At 70.8% G+C, this 19242-nt stretch carries 17 protein-coding genes and 1 pseudogene; 14 read left to right on the top strand and 4 right to left on the bottom strand.

Annotated features, from left to right (window positions below):
- Positions 1-78 precede the first annotated feature (78 nt).
- Positions 79-2151, top strand: coding sequence for a carboxypeptidase-like regulatory domain-containing protein (locus tag AB0F61_RS14445; RefSeq protein WP_357808770.1), 2073 nt, complete (start codon positions 79-81; stop codon positions 2149-2151).
- A 69-nt stretch (positions 2152-2220) separates the two neighbouring features.
- Here the strand turns inward: AB0F61_RS14445 and AB0F61_RS14440 are convergent, their stop codons facing one another.
- From AB0F61_RS14440 to AB0F61_RS14430, 3 genes are read right to left on the bottom strand one after another with little or no spacing between them, the layout of a single operon-like run.
- Positions 2221-3480, bottom strand: a complete 1260-nt coding sequence (locus tag AB0F61_RS14440) for a hypothetical protein (protein WP_357808768.1) — start codon at positions 3478-3480, stop codon at positions 2221-2223.
- Positions 3467-3988, bottom strand: a complete 522-nt coding sequence (locus AB0F61_RS14435) for a sigma-70 family RNA polymerase sigma factor (RefSeq protein WP_357808765.1) — start codon at positions 3986-3988, stop codon at positions 3467-3469. The genes AB0F61_RS14440 and AB0F61_RS14435 overlap by 14 nt, the downstream gene beginning before the upstream one ends.
- Before the next feature lie 60 nt (positions 3989-4048).
- Positions 4049-4600, bottom strand: coding sequence for a Uma2 family endonuclease (locus AB0F61_RS14430; protein ID WP_357808762.1), 552 nt, complete (start codon positions 4598-4600; stop codon positions 4049-4051).
- Positions 4601-4783: 183 nt separating this feature from the next.
- On the opposite strand from AB0F61_RS14430, the gene AB0F61_RS14425 reads away from it, so the two are divergent.
- Both AB0F61_RS14425 and AB0F61_RS14420 read left to right on the top strand, forming a co-directional pair.
- Entirely contained in the window at positions 4784-5461 is a 678-nt protein-coding gene (locus AB0F61_RS14425; protein ID WP_357808759.1) for a response regulator transcription factor, read from the top strand.
- Between the two features lie 68 nt (positions 5462-5529).
- Positions 5530-6531, top strand: a complete 1002-nt coding sequence (locus AB0F61_RS14420; RefSeq protein ID WP_357808990.1) for a HAMP domain-containing sensor histidine kinase — start codon at positions 5530-5532, stop codon at positions 6529-6531.
- 85 nt (positions 6532-6616) lie between these two features.
- Here AB0F61_RS14420 and AB0F61_RS14415 read toward each other — a convergent pair whose 3' ends face one another.
- Entirely contained in the window at positions 6617-7027 is a 411-nt protein-coding gene (locus AB0F61_RS14415) for a hypothetical protein (RefSeq protein WP_357808756.1), read from the bottom strand.
- Between AB0F61_RS14415 and AB0F61_RS14410 the strand changes: the two genes are divergently transcribed.
- The 11 genes and pseudogenes from AB0F61_RS14410 (at position 7005) to AB0F61_RS14360 (ending at position 19109) form a co-directional block, all read left to right on the top strand.
- Positions 7005-8357 (top strand): DUF4173 domain-containing protein, encoded by a 1353-nt coding sequence (locus AB0F61_RS14410; RefSeq protein WP_357808753.1) that lies wholly within the window; start codon positions 7005-7007, stop codon positions 8355-8357. The two genes, AB0F61_RS14415 and AB0F61_RS14410, sit on opposite strands and share 23 nt — an antisense overlap.
- A gap of 44 nt (positions 8358-8401) precedes the next feature.
- The gene (locus tag AB0F61_RS14405) at positions 8402-8815 is read left to right on the top strand and encodes a hypothetical protein (protein WP_357808750.1); all 414 of its coding nucleotides are present in this window, start codon (positions 8402-8404) and stop codon (positions 8813-8815) included.
- Positions 8816-10456: a cation acetate symporter gene (locus AB0F61_RS14400; RefSeq protein WP_357808747.1), complete on the top strand. Its 1641-nt coding sequence runs from the start codon at positions 8816-8818 to the stop codon at positions 10454-10456.
- A gap of 87 nt (positions 10457-10543) precedes the next feature.
- Positions 10544-11308, top strand: coding sequence for an ABC transporter ATP-binding protein (locus tag AB0F61_RS14395; protein WP_357808744.1), 765 nt, complete (start codon positions 10544-10546; stop codon positions 11306-11308).
- Entirely contained in the window at positions 11305-12996 is a 1692-nt protein-coding gene (locus AB0F61_RS14390) for an ABC transporter permease (RefSeq protein WP_357808988.1), read from the top strand. Before AB0F61_RS14395 ends, AB0F61_RS14390 begins: the two co-directional genes overlap by 4 nt.
- A gap of 113 nt (positions 12997-13109) precedes the next feature.
- The gene (locus tag AB0F61_RS14385; RefSeq protein WP_357808741.1) at positions 13110-14012 is read left to right on the top strand and encodes an alpha/beta hydrolase; all 903 of its coding nucleotides are present in this window, start codon (positions 13110-13112) and stop codon (positions 14010-14012) included.
- Positions 13993-14526: pseudogene (locus AB0F61_RS14380) on the top strand (flavin reductase family protein); the annotation flags it as partial. The gene AB0F61_RS14385 and the pseudogene AB0F61_RS14380, both read left to right, overlap by 20 nt.
- A gap of 177 nt (positions 14527-14703) precedes the next feature.
- The gene (locus AB0F61_RS14375; protein WP_355030946.1) at positions 14704-15069 is read left to right on the top strand and encodes a DUF485 domain-containing protein; all 366 of its coding nucleotides are present in this window, start codon (positions 14704-14706) and stop codon (positions 15067-15069) included.
- The gene (locus tag AB0F61_RS14370; protein WP_357808738.1) at positions 15047-16738 is read left to right on the top strand and encodes a cation acetate symporter; all 1692 of its coding nucleotides are present in this window, start codon (positions 15047-15049) and stop codon (positions 16736-16738) included. Before AB0F61_RS14375 ends, AB0F61_RS14370 begins: the two co-directional genes overlap by 23 nt.
- 91 nt (positions 16739-16829) lie before the next feature.
- Positions 16830-17807, top strand: a complete 978-nt coding sequence (locus AB0F61_RS14365) for an NAD-dependent epimerase/dehydratase family protein (RefSeq protein ID WP_357808735.1) — start codon at positions 16830-16832, stop codon at positions 17805-17807.
- Positions 17808-17882: 75 nt separating this feature from the next.
- Positions 17883-19109, top strand: coding sequence for an LCP family protein (locus AB0F61_RS14360; protein ID WP_357808732.1), 1227 nt, complete (start codon positions 17883-17885; stop codon positions 19107-19109).
- Positions 19110-19242: the final 133 nt, after the last annotated feature.

Genomic DNA, 19242 nt, shown 5'->3' with positions numbered 1-19242 from the left:
CGATCCCCGTACGGGGCGCAGGGTCGGTGTGGGCGAAGCCTGCTCAGGTCGCCCCACCACCCTCACAAGGGGACATCGATGCAACTAATCCCAGCCCGCCGCGCCCTGCTGGCCGGTGCCGTCGTGGCGGCACTCGTGCTGCCCGGCACCACCCCGGCCCAGGCCGCCGCAACCGGTGCGGTCAGCGGACGACTCACCACCAGCACCGGCACCGCCGCCGCCGACGTTCAGGTGCAGGTCTACGACCCCGACAGCTACTCGTACGTCGACAACACGAGCACCGACGCCGACGGCAACTACACCATCGCCGATCTGCCCGCGGGCCCGTACCTGGTGGGCTACTTCCCGCTTGAGCAGCCTGGGCAGTATTACCACCAGCAGGCGACGATCTGGACCGCCAACCCGGTGACCGTCACCGCCGGTGGCACCGCCAGGGCCGACGAGCAGCTCTTCGCCGTCGGCACCATCACCGGTCAGATCGTCAACACCGCGGGCGACCCGGTGCCGGACCTCTCCATCGACGCCCGCGAGGTCGAGACGGGCGCCACGACCGGGGGCCGCACCGACGAGCAGGGTCGATTCAGCTTCACCACCCAGCCCGGCCGTTACATCCTGAGCCTCCAGCCGATTCCGGGCTCCTACCAGGAGCAGTACGTGCCCGGAAAGATCGACGAGGAGAGTGCCGGCGTCTTCGAGGTGAAGGCGGACGAGGCGACAGTGGTCAACGAGACCACGCTGCCGGCGGGCACTCTCAGCGGCCGGTTCACCACCGCCGCCGGTGCCCCGCTCGCGAACGCCCAGGTCAGCGTCAACACCGCAAGCGGCGCCAGCGGGGCGTACACGGAGACCGACGCGAACGGTGAGTTCACCGCGCAGCTACTCGCGGCCTCCTACATCGTCGGCCTGTACGCCGGTGATCGCCAGCAGTACTACCGCGGCAAGTTGACCTCGGAGGAAGCCGACCGCGTCGAGGTACGCGGCGGGGAGCAGACGAGGATCACGGACAGCCTGCTCGGTACCGGTTCGGTCACCGTGAAGGCGGTCGACTCGGTGAGCGGAGCGCCCATCGCCAACTTCTGCGCCCAGTCGGTCTGCAGCAACGGCACCGGCACGGTGACCGTCACCGACCTGCCGCAGGGCCGCCACACCATCTACCTGGACGTACCGGACCGGCTGCACTTCAGCCGTGAGGTGACCGGGGTGCGGGTGAAGGCGAGCGCCGACACCAAGCTGACCGTGAAGATGAAGCCCGGCGCGGTCATCAGCACCACCATCGTGGATCGGGAGAGCGGCCGGCCCGTGCCGGACATCTGCCTGGACACGTTCCTACCGAAGCAGGCGAAGCTCTCAGACGGCTACGGCGACTGCAGCGACCGCACCGGCAAGATCACGGTCGGTCCACTCACCGCCGGCAGCTACAAGCTCTTCGCGGTGCCGCAAGGCGACACCTACGGCCGCCAGTGGGTGGGCGCCAACGGCGGCACCGGCGACGAGCGCGAGGCAGCCGTCGTCACCGCGACCGCCGGCCAGGTCGCCACCGGGCCGCAGATCAGGCTGGACCGGGCCGGCACGGTCACGGGCACGGTCACCGACCCGGCCGGCAAGCCGGTGCCGAACGCCGGCGTGTCGGTGCTGACCGCCCACCCCGGGGTTGGGGCGCAGGACGCCACCACCGACGAGCACGGCGTCTACACCCTCAACCGGCTCGGCCCGTACGCCTGGCCCGTGGTGGTCTGGGCCAACCCGTACGCGAGCGCCTGGTCCGGCGACAAGCCCAGCCGGTTCACCGCCACTCCGGTGACGGTGACCGCCGGCGCGGCCGCCACCCACAACGTGCGGCTCGACCAGGGCGTCCAGTTGACCGGCACCTTCCGTACGCCCGACGGCACCCCTTTCACCAGTGGGTTCGTCATCGCCCGCAGCGTCGACACCGGCGACATCGCGGGCAACACCTGGATGACCGACGGGCAGTTCAGCATCCGCCTCAAGGGTCCGCAGAAGGTCTTCTTCACCTACAACGTGTCGCTCGGTGAGAAGCAGTTCGACGGTCGCTACCTGGCCACCCAGCCGGACGGCACCCGCAAGCTGGCACGGTTCACCGTCCCGGCCAGCGGCAGCATGACCGTGGACCTGGTCGTACCGACCAGCTGACGGTTCGACGAAGCGGGGCCGGTGGCACCACGCCACCGGCCCCGCTTCGTTTCTTCTGAACCTGTGCGGTCAGTCCGGGAGCGAGAAGCGCGTCCAGGCTGTGCCGTCGCGAGTCAACTGCACGTGGTCCGCACCGCCAACCGTCAGGTCGTCCCGGCCGTAGAGCCAGGCGTATCCGGGCGCGGCACCGACGCCTCCGTCGCGTCGGTCGTACTCGCGGACGGTCTTGAAGTGTCGTCCGTCATCGAGACTGATCATGGCCGTGGACCTGTTGTTGGAGGGCTCCCTGTTTCCCGTCTCGACGAGCAGCAGGGAGCCGTCCGAGCCGACGACCAGGCACCGGTTCTCCAATGAGTTGGGCAGGTTGGTGCCCATGTCCGCCCAGGTTCGCCCCCCGTCCGTAGTGCGCAGCAACTGCGACGCGCCCGCGACCTCCGTCGGCTGGGGTCCACCCGGTGGCGGCAGCGCGATCAACAGGTACGCCTCCTGTGCGCTGACCCCGGCTATCGCGATCACGTTCGCCCCCTCGGCCGACTGCCAGGTGGTCCAGGTGGCTCCCCGGTCCACACTCCGGGCCACCACCATGACGCCGATGTAACCCGGCCAGTAGGTTGCCCAGATGGTTCCGTCCGCACTCGGATAGATGTTCGCGGGTGGGTAGGGCGACGGCGGCTTGCCTTCGAGCCGGTAGACAGTTCCCGTCGGAGAGACCGCCACCGGCTCACGGAGCGCCCCGCACCCCTGGCTCCACTGACAGAAGACCGGCTGCGCCTTCGCCGGAAAGGCCGGCACCGTCACCATGGCCTGCTCGGCGTCCCGCCAGGTGCGGCCGTAGTCGGTGGAGAGCCGGAGCTGGTCACCATCCCGGACCAGGTAGGAGCGCTGGCCCAGCACCGAGAACTCCGGGTTGCTCAGCGGATTTCCCTGTGCGTCCTTTCCGCATGTGCTGGTGCGGTACCGGGTCATCTCGTCATCGGTCCAGCTCCGCCCGCCGTCGTCGGTGTGCCGGAACCGCACCGTGAAGCAACCGTCGTCGGCGTCCCACACCCCCGCGACGACTGCCGACTCCGGCCCGGTCAGGAAGAGCTGTCCAGCACGGTCCGGCTTGACCGGCGGCTGGTCCGGACCGGTCCATCCACCCCGGCCGGTGTTGCCGAACAGTGGCAGCATCGCCACGCCGGCCAGGGCGACAACCAGAACAAGCGCCACCCCACTGGTACGCCGCCGACGGCGGGCACGCGCTGCCGTCCACAGGTCGTCCAGCGGTGGCTGGCGGACCGCGTCCGCGACGGTGTCGACGTCGAAGCCGCTGAACTCAGGATTGGACATCGATCCTCCCGATGGTCACGCTCTCGCTGATCTCTGAGTCGGTGAGCAACGCCTTCAGCGCCTGCCGGCCCCGGGACAACCGGGACTTCACAGTGCCCGGCGAAACGCCGAGCGTCGCCGCCACCTCGTCGATGGGCAGGTCGACCAGGTAGTGCAGGGCCAGCGCGTGCCGCTGCCCCTGGGGCAGTTCGCGCAACGCGGCGAGCAGCGCCAGGTGCTCGGGCGAGCGGTCGGCAACCGTCGGTGGCGGGCCGATCCGACGCAGCAGCCCGTCCAGCACCCGCCGCCGTCGGTGACGACTACGGGCGACGTTCACCGCGACCCGGCGCAGCCACGCCTCCGGGTTGTCGAGGCGGGTGAGCCGACCGGGTGCCGCCAGCGCCCGCGTGAACGCCTCCTGGACCGCCTCCTGCGCCTCGCACAGGTCGCCGGTCACCGCGTAGAGCTGGACCACCAGTCGTCGGAAACAGCCCGCGTAAAGCTCGACAATCAGTTCACCGTCGGACACCCTCACCACCCCTCTTCACCTGTCCCACTCCTGGGCGGAGGGGAAGGTTCCGGGCGGCGATCAGAAGATGTCGGTGAGCGGCAGGGCGAGGGGGAACGGCTGCTCGGTGCGGTAGACCTCGTCGACCGGGTGAACGGCCTGCTCGCGGTAACCACCAGTGCCGTTCACCAGCACGGTCAGAGTCTGCTTACGGGGCTCCACAAGCCAGTAGAGCGGAATGCCGACGGCCGCGTACTCGTGACGTTTGAGCACCAGGTCTCGACTCGCGTTGCTCGGTGAGATCACCTCGACGACGAGGAGCACGTCGGCCGGGTCGAGCGCGGCACCGCCGCTGTCGAGTGCGCTCTCGCGGGCGACGAAGAGGTCGGGCACGAAGTACGACGAGCGCTTCGCACTGACTCCGATGTCCTGACCGACGAGCACACCGGCGGGGGCCTGCCGGTCGAGGATCCGGCGGAGGCGGTTGGCGACCGCGCCGTGGAAGACGTCCGCATGGGGGGACACGAGCAGGGTCCCGTCGAAGATCTCGTAGACCTGGTCGTCCTCGGGGAAGCCCTGGAGGTCGTCCACCGTCCAGGCGTCGCCCCAGCCGGGCCGGGCGGGGTTGGTCACCGTCACACCTCCTCTCTACCGGACCACCCTGACAGCTCGGTCGGTCGTCCACAACGAGCCTCGGGAGTTCCCACACCCCAGCGGGCCTGGCGGCGGAGTTATCCACAGGCGTGAACGGTTCTCCACAGGTTGTTCACAACGCAACCCACTGATCTCCACGGCGGCTCCCTACAGTCGTGACCCATGAAGGAACGCCGGATACTGGTCGTCGAGGACGAACGGACCATCGCCGATTCCATCGCCGCCCGTCTGCGGGCCGAGGGCTTCACGGTGCAGGTCGCGGCGGACGGGCCCGGCGCCGTCGCGCAGTTCCGCACCGGCCAGCCGGATCTCGTCGTCCTCGACGTGATGTTGCCCGGCTTCGACGGCCTGGAGGTGTGCCGCCGCATCCAGGCCGACCGGCCGGTGCCGGTGCTGATGCTCACCGCCCGGGACGACGAGACCGACCTGCTGGTCGGGCTCGCGGTCGGCGCGGACGACTACCTCACCAAGCCCTTCTCGATGCGCGAGCTGGCCGCCCGGGTGCACGTCCTGCTGCGGCGGGTGGAGCGGGCCGCCACCCCGACGCCGCCCGCGATCCGCCTCGGCGACATCGAGATCAACGAGGCCGAGCGGCGGGTCCGCCGGGCCGGTGCGGACGTGCACCTCACGCCGACGGAGTTCGACCTGCTGGTCCACCTCGCCGGGCGGCCCCGCACGGTGCTCCCCCGGGAGCGGCTGCTCGCCGACGTGTGGGGATGGGTCGACGGGAGTGGCACCCGCACGGTGGACAGCCACATCAAGGCGTTGCGCCGCAAGCTCGGCGCCGACCTGATCCGGACCGTCCACGGCGTCGGGTACGCCCTGGAGGTGCCCGCGTGACCGGTCGGCTGTTGGACTGGCTGGAGCGGGTGCTACCCCGGCCACTGGATCCGGTCCGCTCGATCAAGATGAAGCTCGGCGTGCTACTCGTCGCCGCCTGGGCGGTGGCCATCGGCTACTTCTGGTACGGCATCGGTTGGCTCCCGCCCGGCACGGCGGTCACGAGCGTCTGCATCGCGCTCGTCACCTCACAGGTGCTCGCCCACGGGATGACCTCGCCGCTGCGCGAGATGACGGCAGCCGCCGGCGCGATGGCCCGCGGCGACTACACCAGGCGGGTACGCGCCACCTCCCGCGACGAGGTCGGCGAGCTGGCTCAGGCGTTCAACAAGATGGCCGAGGACCTGCACGCCGCGGACCAGCGCCGACGTGAGTTGATCGCAAACGTCTCGCACGAGCTGCGGACGCCGATCACCGCGTTGCAGGGCGTACTGGAGAACATGGTGGACGGGGTAGCCGACCCCGAACCGGCCGCGCTGCGCTCGGCGCTGTCCCAGACCGAGCGGCTCGGCCACCTCGTCGCCGACCTGCTCGACCTGTCCCGCCTCGACGCCGGGGTGGTGCCGCTGCGCCGGGTACGCATCGACGTGGGGGAGTTCCTCGACGAGGCGGTGGAGCACGCCACCGCCAGCGCGTCCGGAGCGGCGCTTGATGTGCGCTTCCAGCTCCGCGAGCTGCCGGTGCCGCTGACCGTCCACGCCGACCCGTGGCGGCTGCACCAGGTCTTCGCGAACCTGCTCGACAACGCGGCACGGCACAGCCCACCCGGCGGCACGGTGCGGCTGAGCGCCGAGGAACACGCCGACCAGCTCCGTTTCGAGGTCAGCGACGAAGGCCAGGGCATCTCACCTGGCGAGCGGTCCCGGGTCTTCGAACGGTTCACCCGCGGCGATCGATCCGCCGGCGGTGGGACGGGGCTCGGCCTGGCCATCGCCCGCTGGGTCGTCGAACTGCACGGTGGTCGGATCGCTGTCCTCGATCCCGTCAAACCGCACCGGGTTGACCGGCCCGGCTGCCGCATCCAGGTCACCATCCCGAGCGACGGGCCACACCGGAAAGAGGTCGCATGACCACCCCTGGCACCACCCCGCTACCGGCCACCGGACCAACTGGAGCGCAGGTCCTCCCGACCGTCAGGCCGGGACCGGCCGCCGGTCAGCCCCATCCGTGGCCGGGCGCACCGGCCATACCCAGGCCACCGTCGGTGATCGAACGGCGCTGGCCGGGACCGTCCGGCCCGGCCCGGCCGCTGGTCCTGGCGGCGTTGACGGCGGCGGCGATCGTCGGCGCGGCCACGCTCACGATGGTTCGTCCCGGCCTCGGCTGGCTGGTGGCCACGCTTGCCGGTACCGCCGCCCTGGTCACCGCCGGTGTCGTCCGTTCCCGGACATCGCCCCCGCCGGCTGGCGTCACCCCGCCGGCCGCACCCAGCGCCGCACCGGGCGCGCCGGCGACGCCGACCGCCACCACCACGCCGGCGACCGCCGCCACGCCGGCACCGCCAGGTGCGCCGCGCAGCGCGACCACGCCGCCAGCGAGCACCATGCCGCCGGCGACCGCCACCACGCCCGCTCCGCCAACCGCGGGGGCGACCGACCGTCCCGGTGCCACGGGGGCACCGGGGCGGGCGGTACAGGTCACCTGGGCCGTCGCGACGATCGCGTTGGTCGCGGTCGGCACGGTCCGCGCCGCCGGGTGGCTCTTCGCGCTGTGCCTGGTCGCGGCCGCGGTGACCGGGACACTCGCGGTGACCGGCGGGCGAAGCCCGCTCGGGATGCTGGTCGCCGCGACGCTGCCGCCGGCCGCGACGGTACGGGCCCTCTCCTGGGCGGTACGCGGACTGCGCGACACCCGCCCGGCCGGAGCGGGGATCGGTGTCGGGCGCATCCTGAAGAGTTTGGCGATCTCCGCTGGCCTGTTGACGCTGTTCGGCCTGCTCTTCTCCTCCGCCGACGCGGTCTTCGCGGACCTGCTCACGGGTCTCCTGCCGGACATCTCGCCTGATGGTGTCGTTGGTTGGCTGTTGCGTCTGGCGCTGATCGGCGGTGGTCTGCTCGGTGCCGCGTACCTGGTCAGTCGCCCACCCGACCTGGAGGGCCTGCGGCCGGGGCCGGCCCGACCGGCGCACCGGTTGGAGTGGACCCTGCCGCTGGTGTTGCTCGACACCCTGTTCGCCGCGTTCGTGCTGGTCCAGCTCACGGTGTTCTTCGGCGGCGCGGGGCACGTGCTGCGTACGGCCGGGCTCACCTACGCCGAGTACGCCCGCGGCGGGTTCTGGCAGTTGCTCGCCGTCACCGCGCTCACCCTGCTGGTGATCGCGGTCGCCGCCCGCCGGGCGCCGAAGACCACCCGGGCGGACCGGCTGCTGGTTCGTGCGCTGCTCGGCACGCTCGCCGCGCTCAGCCTGGTGGTCGTCGCCTCCGCGCTGTACCGGATGCAGGTCTACGCCGACGCGTACGGCGCCACCCGCCTCCGGCTCTTCGTGACGACAGTCGAACTCTGGCTCGGGCTGCTCTTCGTCCTGGTCGGGGTGGCGGTGGTGCGGCTGCGGGCCGCCTGGCTGCCCCGGCTGGTGGTCGGCACGGCGGTGCTGGCGCTGCTCGGGTTGGCGCTTGTCAACCCGGACCGGTTGATCGCCGAACGGAACGTCGACAGGTACCTGGAGACCGGCCGGTTGGACGTCAGTTACCTGTCCGGGCTGTCGGCGGACGCCGTGCCGGCCCTGACCCGGTTGCCCGAGCCGATGCGCGTCTGCGCGCTGGGGCAGATCGCCGCCGAGCTGCCCCGGGACGGCCTCTGGGGGACGAACCTCGGCCGGGAGCGGGCCCGCCGGGACCTTGCCGCGATCCCGACGACCACCGGGGTGACGGACTGCCCCGGTACGCGACGCTGGTGAGCGCCAGCGCTTGACAATCCGGCGCGGCGGGCAAGACTGCCGGGGTGTCCAAGCAACTCCCTGACGTGGGGTCGGGCGGTGCGGTACCGCCGCCCCGGCGGGCCCGGATCGTGCTGGCCGAGATCAGCCGGCAGGACACCCGTGCCGAGCGGACCCGCGCCGAGCTGGCCCAGCAGACGCAGGTCGGCGAGGCGCTGGTCCGCGGGCTGGTCCGGGCCCAACTCGCGCTGGCGTTGCGGTTGTCGCTCGTGGTGGCCATCGGGTTGGGCGGGCTGCCCCTGCTGTTCGCGATCGCGCCCTCGCTCGGCCGGACCACGGTCGCCGACGTCAACCTGCCGTGGCTGCTGCTCGGGGTGGCCTCGTTCCCGTTCCTGATCGGGGTGGGTTGGGCGTACGTGCGGTTGGCCGAGCGCAACGAGCAGGACTTCACCGATCTGGTGCAGCGGCCGGAGCGCTGAGTGGGCAACGACTTCGTGGTCCCGGCCATCGTCGCGGTCACCCTGGTCACCGTCGGGATCGGCTTCTACGGGCTGCGGTTGGCCCGGACCACGTCCGACTTCCTGGTGGCGTCCCGGGCGATCAGTCCGACGTGGAACGCCGCCGCGATCGGGGGTGAGTACCTGTCGGCGGCGAGCTTCCTCGGCATCGCCGGTCTGGTTCTCAAGTACGGCGTGGACGTGCTCTGGTACCCGGTGGGGTTCGCCGCCGGGTACCTGGCTCTGCTGCTCTTCGTGGCGGCGCCGCTGCGCCGCTCGGGCGCGTTCACCCTGCCCGACTTCTGCGAGCTGCGGCTGGGGTCCCGTCGGCTGCGCATCCTGGCCACCGCATTCGTGATCTTCATCGGTTGGCTGTACCTGGTGCCGCAACTCCAGGGCGCCGGTCTGACGCTGGCCACTGTCGCCGGCTCCCCGTACCCGGTGGGTGCCCTGCTGGTGGCCGCCGTGGTCACCGCCAACGTGGCGCTGGGCGGGATGCGGGCCATCACCTTCGTGCAGGCGTTCCAGTACTGGCTCAAGCTGACCGCGCTCGCCGTACCGGTGATCTTCCTGGCCTTGCAGTGGCAGGCCGACGGCCGTCCGGCGGTGACGCCGCCGGACGGGCCGGCGTTCCGGGCCGCGACCACCGTCGTGGTCGAGCACCGGGCGACCCTCACCCTGCCCGACGGTGACATCCGCGAGGTACGCCCCGGCGACGAGCTGACCTTCGCGGCCGGCGACCCGGTGCCGGACGTGTCCGGGGTGGCCACCGACGCCAGCGACTGGCTGCTGCCCAGCGCCGCCGGCAACGACGACCGGGGGCTGTTCGCCACGTACTCGCTGATCCTGGCCACGTTCCTGGGCACCATGGGCCTGCCGCACGTGCTGGTCCGCTTCTACACCAACCCGGACGGCGCGGCGGCCCGCCGGACCACCCTGGTCGTGCTTGCCCTGGTCGGCGTCTTCTACCTGCTGCCCACCCTGTACGGGGTGCTCGGGCGGATCTACACGCCGCAGTTGCTCGTCAGCGGGCAGACCGACGCGGTGGTGGTGCTGCTGCCCGGTGCGGCCCTCGGCGACGGGGCAGCCGGGCGACTGCTGGCCGCGCTGGTGTCGGCGGGCGCGTTCGCGGCCTTCCTCTCCACCTCGTCCGGGCTGCTGACGAGCGTCGCCGGGGTGATCTCGACGGATGTGCTCGGCCGGGGCTCGGTACGCGGCTTCCGGCTGGCGACGGTGATCGCCGGAGCGGTGCCGACGCTGCTGGCGCTGCACGTCTCCGGACTGGACGTGTCGCAGGTGGTCGGGCTGGCGTTCGCGGTCGCCGCGTCGAGTTTCTGCCCGCTGCTGGTGCTCGGCATCTGGTGGCGTGGGCTGACCGACGTGGGTGCCGCCGCCGGTGTGGTGGTGGGCGGCGGGGCTGCGATCGGGGCGGTGCTCGTCACAGTGCTCGGCCCGCCGCTGACCGGCTGGCCGGCCACGCTCACCACCCAGCCGGCCGCCTGGACGGTGCCGCTGGCCTTCACCGTGATGGTCGTGGTGTCGATGGCGACCCGGCGTCGGGCCCCGGCCGACGTCGCGGCCATCATGCTGCGCCTGCACACCCCCGAAACCGTGCGCCTCTAGGCTGTTCGGCGGGTACGACCTGAGGATGATCGTGAATCCGCCCGCCGCCGGAAGGCGCAACTGGCGGGCGGCGGATAACGTCAGCTCATGACTGTTGCGCACCCCGCGCTCGCACTGCGTGGCCTGGCAAAACGCTTCGACGGCACGATCGCGGTGGCCGGTGTCGACCTGGACGTCCCCGCCGGCTCCTTCTACGGCCTGCTCGGCCCGAACGGCGCCGGCAAGACCACCACCCTGTCGATGGCGGTCGGGCTGTTGCGGCCGGACGCGGGATCGGCGTGGGTGCTCGGGCACGACGTCTGGCAGGACCCGGTGGTCGCCAAGCGGCTGCTCGGCGTGATGCCCGACGGGGTTCGCCTGTTCGACAGGCTGACCGGGGCGGAGCTGCTGGCGTACAACGGGCTGTTGCGGGGGATGGACCCGGCGGTGGTCGACCAGCGGGCCGCGGAGTTGCTTGACGTGTTGGCGCTCGGTGACGCCGGTCGGACGCTCGTGGTGGACTACTCCGCGGGCATGAAGAAGAAGATCGGCCTGGCCTGCGCGCTGCTGCACGGCCCTCGGGTGCTGGTGTTGGACGAGCCGTTCGAGGCGGTCGACCCGGTCTCCGCCGCGCTGATCCGGGACATCCTCACCAGGTACGCGGCCGGCGGCGGCACCGTGGTCTTCTCCAGTCACGTGATGGAGGTCGTCGAGCGGCTCTGCTCGCACGTGGCGATCCTCGCCGGCGGCATCATCAAGCGGGTCGGCACGCTTTCCGAGGTACGCGGGGAGCGCTCGCTGGAGCAGGTCTTCGTCGAGGTGGTCGGCGGTCGCACCGCGACCGGTGAGGAGCTGTCGTGGCTCTCCCAGTGAGCGCCGCCGTCGAGCCGTCCGCGCCGGTGCGGCAGGTCTCGGCCCGGCACTTCGTGCGGCTCAAGCTGCGGGTGATGGGCAACAACTTCCGGGGTCAGGGCTGGCGGATCGCCCTGTTCGTCGGCGGCGCTCTGGTCGGGCTCTGGTTCGCCGTCAGCGGTTTCTTCCTCTTCGCCGCGCCCGGCCTGGCCGGCGACGGCCGGTACGCGGTGCTTGTCGCGGCGGCCGGCGGTGGGCTGCTGGTGCTCGGTTGGCTGCTGCTGCCGCTTGTCTTCTTCGGGGTGGACGAGACGTTGGATCCCGCCCGGTTCGCGCTGTTGCCGCTGTCCCGGCGCACGCTTGTCACCGGCCTGCTCGCCGCGGCTCTGGTCAGTGTGCCGGTGCTGGCGGTTCTCGTCGCGTCGCTCGGGTTGGTGCTCACCGCCTGGGCGTTGGGCGGTTGGTCCGCCGGCCTGGTGGCTGTCCTCGGGGTGGCCGGTGGGCTGCTGCTGTGTGTGGCGGCGAGCCGGGCGGTGACGAGTGCCTTCGCTTCCATGCTGCGGTCGCGTCGGGTGCGTGACCTGGCGGCCGTGCTGCTGGCGGTGACCGCCGCGCTGCTCGGGCCGTTGCAGGTGTTCGGTCTCGCGGCGCTGCGCGAGGCGGACTGGAACCGGCTGGCCGGGGTGGCGACGGTCATCGGCTGGACGCCGTTCGGGGCGCCGTGGACCGCCGGCATCGACGTGGCGCAGGGCCGGGTCTGGGCCGCCCCGGTCAAGGTGCTGATCACGGTGGTGTCGATCGGTCTCCTGCTGCTCTGGTGGTCCCGGTCGCTGGAGTCGGCGATGGTGGGTGCGGCAAACGCCGGCAAGGCACCGGCGCAACGAGCCGCCACCGGCGGCGCGGTCGATCAACTGTTTCCGCGACTGGCCGGCTGGGCGCGGCGGGACCGGTTCGGCGCGCTTGTCGCCAGGGAGGCCCGCTACTGGTGGCGGGACGCCCGCCGCCGCGCCAACCTGATCACGATCGCGGTGGTCGGCATTTTCGTACCCGTGTTCATCAACGTGACGGGCGGGGACTTCGCGTTCGAGGACGGCGCGGGGTTGACGGCGGGTGTCGCCGGCACCTCACCGGTGGTGGTCACCATCTCGATGCTCCTCGTGGGCGTGCTCGCCTCGGTCACCCTTGCCAACCAGTTCGGCTTCGACGGCAGCGCGTACGCGGTGAACGTGGTGGCCGGCGTGCCCGGTCGGGTGGAGCTGCGCGCGCGCATCGTGGCCTTCTCGCTGTACGTGCTGCCGATGCAGGCGTTCGTCGCGGTGGTGCTGTCGGTGCTGCTCGGGCGACCGGAATGGCTCGGGCTCACCTTCGGCAGCCTGGTCGCCAGCTACGGTGCCGGGTTGGCGGTGAACAGCTTCATCTCGGTGCTCGGGGCGTACTCGTTGCCGGAGACGACCAACCCGTTCGCGATGAACAGCGGCGCCGGTGTCGCGAAGGGTCTGCTCACCGTGCTGGCCATGGTCGCCTCGGCGGTCGCGGCGGTGCCGATGGTGGTGGCCGCGGCGCTGCTCGGCGACGCCTGGCTCTGGTTGGCCCTGCCGGTCGGTGTCGGCTACGGGGTGGGCGCGGCGCTGCTGGGGGCGTACCTGGCCGGCGACGTGCTGGACCGGCGGCAGCCGGAGTTGCTGGCGACGGTCACCCCGCGCCGCTGATCGCGGCACCGTTGGCCGGCGCTGTGGAATCGACGGGGACGTCCGGCCAAACGCCGACCAGCCGCGCCGAGCGCCCGTTATGGTGCGATCAATCGGCACAGGGGGCAGTCGGCATGAGTGCGCACACCCGCTACCGCAGCACTGTTGTCGACGGGCTCTCCATCTTCTACCGGGAGACGGGCGCAGCGGATGCGCCGGTGCTGCTGCTCCTGCACGGCTTCCCGTCCTCGTCGCGGATGTTCGAACCGCTGCTTGACCGGCTCGCCGACCGGTTCCGGCTGATCGCGCCGGACTACCCGGGGTTCGGGCACAGCGACACACCGGACCGAGGGACCTTCCCCTACACGTTCGACCGGATCGCCACGACGATGTCGGGTTTCGCCGCCGCCGTCGGCGCCGATGACTATCTGCTCTACGTACAGGACTACGGCGGCCCGGTGGGGTTCCGGATGGCCCTCGCCGACCCGGACCGGCTGCGCGGGCTGGTGGTGCAGAACGCTGTCGCGCACGACACGGGGTTGGGCCCGCTCTGGGCGACCCGCCGGGCCTTCTGGCAGGACCGAGCCGGGCACGAGGAGGCGATCCGGGAGAACATCCTCTCGCCGGCGGCCACCCGTACCCGACACGTCGGCAACGATCCCGCCACCGAGCGGTACGACCCCGACCTGTGGGTCGACGAGCTGGCTTTCCTCAGCCGACCTGGGCAGATCGAGGTCCAACTGGACCTGATGTACGACTACCGGACCAACGTGGCCTCGTACCCCCTCTGGCAGGAGTGGCTGCGCCGCACCCGGCCGCCGATGCTTGTCGCCTGGGGCCGGCACGACACGTCGTTCGAGGTCAGCGAGCCGGAGGCGTACCGGGCCGACGTCCCGGAAGCGGAGGTGCACCTGCTCGACGGCGGGCACTTCGTGCTCGACACGTGCGCGGACGAGGTGGCCGCCCTGATCCGAACCTTCGCCGGTCGGATCCTGGAGGCGGGGCGACCGGGTCACAATGTTTCACGTGAATCATGAGCCGGGTGCCGAGATCCATCACACCGATCCGTTCGCGGTGCCGAGCGGGCAACGGTCGCCGGTACGCCGGCTGCGCGGCCGGCTCGCCGCGCCGGTGACGCTCTGGACGGCGCCCGGCCCGGACGGGTTGACGGTGTCGTCCACGCTTGTCGCCGAGGGGGAGCCGGACCGGCTGCTCGGGCTGATCGACCCGGAGTCCGACCTGTGGGCGGCGGCGGAGGAGGCCGGCCGGTTCGCGGTCACGCCGCTCGGCCCACCGCACCGGCAGCTCGCGGACCGGTTCGCCGGCCTCTTCCCCGCCCCGGGAGGGCTCTTCGCGAGCGGCGAGTGGATCGACACGCCGTACGGGCCGGTACCGGGCGACGCCGGCGGCTGGGCCGGCTGCCGACTGGACAACGCCCGGGAGTACGGCTGGGGCCTGCTGGTGGAGGCCACCATCGAGACGGTCGAGCTGACCGGTGAGGCGTCTCCGCTGCTGCACTACCGCGGGCGGTACCACGAGCTGCCGGCCTGATCGGGCGGCTGGACCGGACCGACCGGTCACCGGGGTGATCTGAGTCACTTAGCGCAGGCAATCAACCGCTCGGCGCACTCGTCTACCGGTGTCGATCTCAGCCTTCCCTGTCGGGGAGCGCGCTCTTTACGGTGCGCGAAACTCTCCTCTGACGCCTGTGAAGGTGGTGATCCACAGATGTCCACGGACACACCCGCTCCGGCCGCTTCCCAGTCGGACAAGTACCTGGCCGTACAACGGTCGGACGAGTTCGCCGGGCTGCGGCGTGCGCTGCGCGGCTTCGTCTTCCCGATGACCGTCGCGTTCTTCCTGTGGTATGCGCTCTACGTCATTCTCTCCGCGTACGCCCGGGACTTCATGGGCACGAAGCTGTTCGGCAGCAACATCAACGTCGCACTGGTCTTCGGCCTGCTCCAGTTCGTCTCCACGTTCCTGATCGCCTGGCTCTACTCCCGGTACGCGGACCGGAAGATCGACCCCATCGCCGACCGGATCCGCGAAGAGATCGGGGAGGTGACCCGTGAAGACGGTCCACGCGGTTGAGACGGTCCTCGCGGCCGAGGCGGGCAACCACACCGCCCGCAATCTGACGATCACGCTGTTCCTGATCTTCGTGGCGGTGACCCTGGGCATCACGATCTGGGCCAGCCGGCAGACCAAGACGGCAACGGACTTCTACGCCGGCGGCCGGTCCTTCTCCGGTTTCCAGAACGGTATGGCGATCGGCGGCGACTACATGTCTGCCGCGTCGTTCCTCGGCATCGCCGGCATCATCGCGCTCTACGGCTACGACGGCTTCCTCTACTCGATCGGCTTCCTGGTCGCCTGGCTGGTGGCCCTGCTGCTGGTCGCGGAGCTGCTGCGTAACTCGGGCCGGTACACGATGGCCGACGTGCTGGCGTTCCGGATGCGTCAGCGCCCGGTGCGTACGGCGGCGGCGGTCTCCACCATCACGGTGTCGATCTTCTACCTGCTCGCCCAGATGGTGGGTGCCGGCGCGCTTGTCGCGCTGCTGCTCGGCATCCGGCCGGGGACGACCTTCCTCGGCATGGACGCGTCCACCGCGAAGATTGCCACAATCGTCATGGTCGGCGCGCTGATGATCATCTACGTCACCGTGGGTGGGATGAAGGGCACCACCTACGTGCAGATCGTCAAGGCGTTCCTGCTGATGAGCGGCGCGCTGCTGATGACCATCCTGGTGCTGGCGAAGTTCAACTTCAACCTGTCGGCGCTCCTGGGCCAGGCGGCCGAGGCGTCCGGCAAGGGCAGCGCGTTCCTCGAACCCGGGTTGCGCTACGGCGTGGAAGTCGCCGGCAACTCGACGCAGACCTTCTACAACAAGGTCGATCTGCTCTCCCTCGGCATCGCCCTGGTGCTCGGCACCGCCGGTCTGCCGCACATCCTGATCCGCTTCTACACGGTGCCGACCGCGAAGGCGGCCCGCAAGAGCGTGCTCTGGGCGATCGGCATCATCGGCACCTTCTACCTGCTCACCCTGGCCCTCGGCTTCGGCGCGGCGGCGCTGGTCGGCAGCAAGGCGATCACCGCACAGGACAAGGCCGGCAACACGGCCGCACCACAGTTGGCCGAGGCGTTGGGTATCGACTTCTTCGGCGGTGACCTCGGTGGGGCAGCCCTGCTCGCGATCATCGCGGCGGTCGCCTTCGCCACCATCCTGGCGGTGGTGGCCGGGTTGACCCTGGCCTCCTCGTCCAGCCTCGCGCACGACTTCTACGCGAACGTCATGAGGAAGGGCGAGGCGTCGGAGCGCCAGGAGGTACGGGTCGCCCGGATCTCCGCCCTGGTGATCGGCGCGATCTCCATCCTGTTGTCGATCTACGCGCAGAACCTCAACGTGGCGTTCCTGGTGGCGTTGGCCTTCGCGGTCGCCGCCTCGGGCAACCTGCCGGCGATCCTCTACAGCCTCTTCTGGCGGCGGTTCAACACCTCCGGCGCGGTGTGGGCGATCTACGGCGGTCTGATCTCGGCCGTGCTGCTCGTGTTCTTCTCGCCAGTGGTCTCCGGCGCGGCGACCTCGATGTTCCCGGATCAGGACTGGCAGTGGTTCCCGCTGTCCAACCCGGGCATTCTCTCCATCCCGTTCGGCTTCCTGTGCGGGTGGATCGGCACGATCATCTCCAAGGAGCACGACGAGGACAAGTACGCGGAGTTGGAGGTGCGCGCCCTCACCGGCCATGGCGCCCACTGATTGCCGCAGCTCGCAGGGACGGGCCTCCGGTCGACGCCACGCGTGGACCGGGGGCCCGTCCCGACAATTCGGGGTCGGTAGGCTGACCAGCATGAAGGTTGCTGAGCGCTTCGGTTCCGGTCATCGCGTTCTCGTCACCGGCGGCGCTGGTTTCGTCCCATCGCACCTGGTGGATGTCCTGATCGCCCGTGGCTGCACGGTGGTGGCGCTCGACAACTTCGTGACCGGCTCCAAGGAGAACGTCGCCCACCTGCTGGACCGGCCGACCTTCACGCTCGTCGAAGCGGACATCTCCGAGGGTCTGCCGACCGACCACCCGGCGCTCGCCGAGCGGTTCGACGCGATCCTGCACATGGCCTCGCCGGCCAGCCCCACCGACTTCGCCCAACTGCCGGTGGAGATCCTCCGGGTCGGCTCGGTGGGCACCCTGCACCTGCTGGAGCGCGCGGTCGCCGACGGCGCCCGGTTCCTGATGGCCTCCACCTCCGAGGCGTACGGGGACCCGAAGGAGCACCCGCAGCGCGAGACCTACTGGGGCAACGTCAACCCGATCGGGGTCCGCAGCGTCTACGACGAGGCGAAGCGCTTCTCCGAGGCCGCGACGATGGCGTACCACCGCTACCGCGGGCTCGACGCGGCCATCGTGCGGATCTTCAACACGTACGGCCCGCGGATGCGCCCGGACGACGGCCGCGCCATCCCCACCTTCATCTCGCAGGCGCTGCGCGGCGAGCCGATCACCGTGCACGGCACCGGTAACCAGACCCGGTCCATCTGCTTCGTCGAGGACCTGGTGCGGGGCATCCTGCTGCTGCTCGACTCGACCGAAACCGGCCCGGTCAACTGCGGCACCGAGCACGAGCTGTCCATGCGGCAACTCGCCGAGTTGATCGTGTCGCTCTCCGACAGCACCTCGACGGTGACCTATGTCACTCGCAGCTCGGACGACCCGGAGATGCGCCGGCCCGATCTCACGCTCGCCCGGGAACTGCTCGGCTACGAGCCGACGGTGGCGCCCGAAGACGGCCTGCGACGCACGATCGCGTACTTCCGGGCGCGGCTGGGATAACCAGTTCGTCGGCGTCTGCGGTCTCTGAGTGTCGGCTGAAGGCGGCGGTGGCTCCCGCTACGTACCCTGAGTGACATGTCTGCGACCTCGTCTGCCGGCGTCCCGCACCCGCACCTGCACCGCAGCGCCGGGCGCGCGTCGGTCCCCGGCCCCGATCGGGCCGCCTCCGGGCGTGCCCGTCCCGCCGAGGCGCGCTTCTATCCGCCGTACGACGAGGAGCAGCCCAAGCCCGGCGGCCCGGTGGGGCCACGGGGGCCCGGCGGACCGGGTGGCCCCGGCGGGTCGGGGCGGCGTGGGCCGCGCCCCCGGTGGGGGCGGATCGCCCTCGTCTCGGGGGTGGCGGTGCTGGTGCTGGCGCTGCTCGGCGGCGTCGGCGCCTGGTTGTACGCCCGCAACCTCGACGGTGACCTGGCCCGCACCGACCCGTTCGCGGAGATCACCGGTGGCCGGCCGGCCAAGACGGTTGACGGCGCGCTGAACATCCTGCTGGTCGGCAGCGACTCGCGGGACCCGGACGCGCCTGTCGACAGCAAGAGCCAGTGGCGCGCCGACACGATCATCGTGATGCACATCCCGGCCGACCACCAGGAGGCGTACCTGGTCTCCATCCCGCGTGACCTCTACGTACCGATTCCGGAGAGCGCCGGTGCGGACTGCGGCTCCGGACAGCGCGCGAAGATCAACGCCGCGTTCGCGTTCGGCGGGCTGCCGCTTGCGGTTCGCACTGTGGAGTGCTTCACCGACGTCCGGATCGACCACGTGATGGCGATCGACTTCGGCGGCTTCAAGGAGGTCACCGATGCCCTCGGCGGGGTGGACCTGAAGGTGGAGCGCACCATCACCTCGATCCACAAGCCGTACCGGACGTTCACCAAGGGCACCAACCACATGGACGGCGCGGAGGCGCTTGACTGGATCCGGCAGCGCAAGCAGTTCCCGGATGGGGACTTCGCCCGGATGCGGCACCAGCAGGAGTTCCTCCGGGCGCTGATGGACAAGGCGGCGAGCACCGGCACGCTGGCGAACCCGGGGAAGCTCAACAACTTCCTCAAGTCGGTGACCGCGGCCGTAACCGTCGACCAGGATTTCTCGGTTACCGATATGGCGTTGCAGTTCCGCAACCTGCGCGGGCAGAACCTCACCTTTGTGACCAGCCCGAACTCGGGCAGCGACACCATCAACGGCGAGTCGGTGGTGGTGTCGGACCGGGAGAAGGCACTCGCCATGTACCGGGCCATGACGGCGGACACCATGGCGGACTGGGTCAAGGCCAACCCACCGAAGGGCAAGGACGGCGGCTGACCACACCGGTCGGCCCGGTGGTACGCCGGGCCGACGGTCACCCCGCCGTTCGGGTCATCGAGGCGCGACGATCGACCCGATTCGTGTGAATCGGCGTCGGGATTGACCCGGGATGAACTCGCCAAGTCGATTT

This window comes from Micromonospora sp. NPDC023888, assembly GCF_040639415.1.
GTDB lineage: Bacteria > Actinomycetota > Actinomycetes > Mycobacteriales > Micromonosporaceae > Micromonospora.
Note: the sequence above shows the minus strand (reverse complement) of the source record. Positions and strands in the feature narration are given on the sequence as shown.

What these genes read in the sequence shown, in the direction of transcription:
- AB0F61_RS14445 (WP_357808770.1), top strand. Translation starts at nt 79, where the DNA reads ATGCAACTAATCCCAGCCCGCCGCGCCCTGCTGGCCGGTGCCGTCGTG.
- AB0F61_RS14440 (WP_357808768.1), bottom strand. Translation starts at nt 3,480, where the DNA reads ATGTCCAATCCTGAGTTCAGCGGCTTCGACGTCGACACCGTCGCGGAC.
- AB0F61_RS14425 (WP_357808759.1), top strand. Translation starts at nt 4,784, where the DNA reads ATGAAGGAACGCCGGATACTGGTCGTCGAGGACGAACGGACCATCGCC.
- AB0F61_RS14420 (WP_357808990.1), top strand. Translation starts at nt 5,530, where the DNA reads ATGAAGCTCGGCGTGCTACTCGTCGCCGCCTGGGCGGTGGCCATCGGC.
- AB0F61_RS14410 (WP_357808753.1), top strand. Translation starts at nt 7,005, where the DNA reads ATGCCGCCGGCGACCGCCACCACGCCCGCTCCGCCAACCGCGGGGGCG.
- AB0F61_RS14395 (WP_357808744.1), top strand. Translation starts at nt 10,544, where the DNA reads ATGACTGTTGCGCACCCCGCGCTCGCACTGCGTGGCCTGGCAAAACGC.
- AB0F61_RS14385 (WP_357808741.1), top strand. Translation starts at nt 13,110, where the DNA reads ATGAGTGCGCACACCCGCTACCGCAGCACTGTTGTCGACGGGCTCTCC.
- AB0F61_RS14375 (WP_355030946.1), top strand. Translation starts at nt 14,704, where the DNA reads ATGTCCACGGACACACCCGCTCCGGCCGCTTCCCAGTCGGACAAGTAC.
- AB0F61_RS14365 (WP_357808735.1), top strand. Translation starts at nt 16,830, where the DNA reads ATGAAGGTTGCTGAGCGCTTCGGTTCCGGTCATCGCGTTCTCGTCACC.
- AB0F61_RS14360 (WP_357808732.1), top strand. Translation starts at nt 17,883, where the DNA reads ATGTCTGCGACCTCGTCTGCCGGCGTCCCGCACCCGCACCTGCACCGC.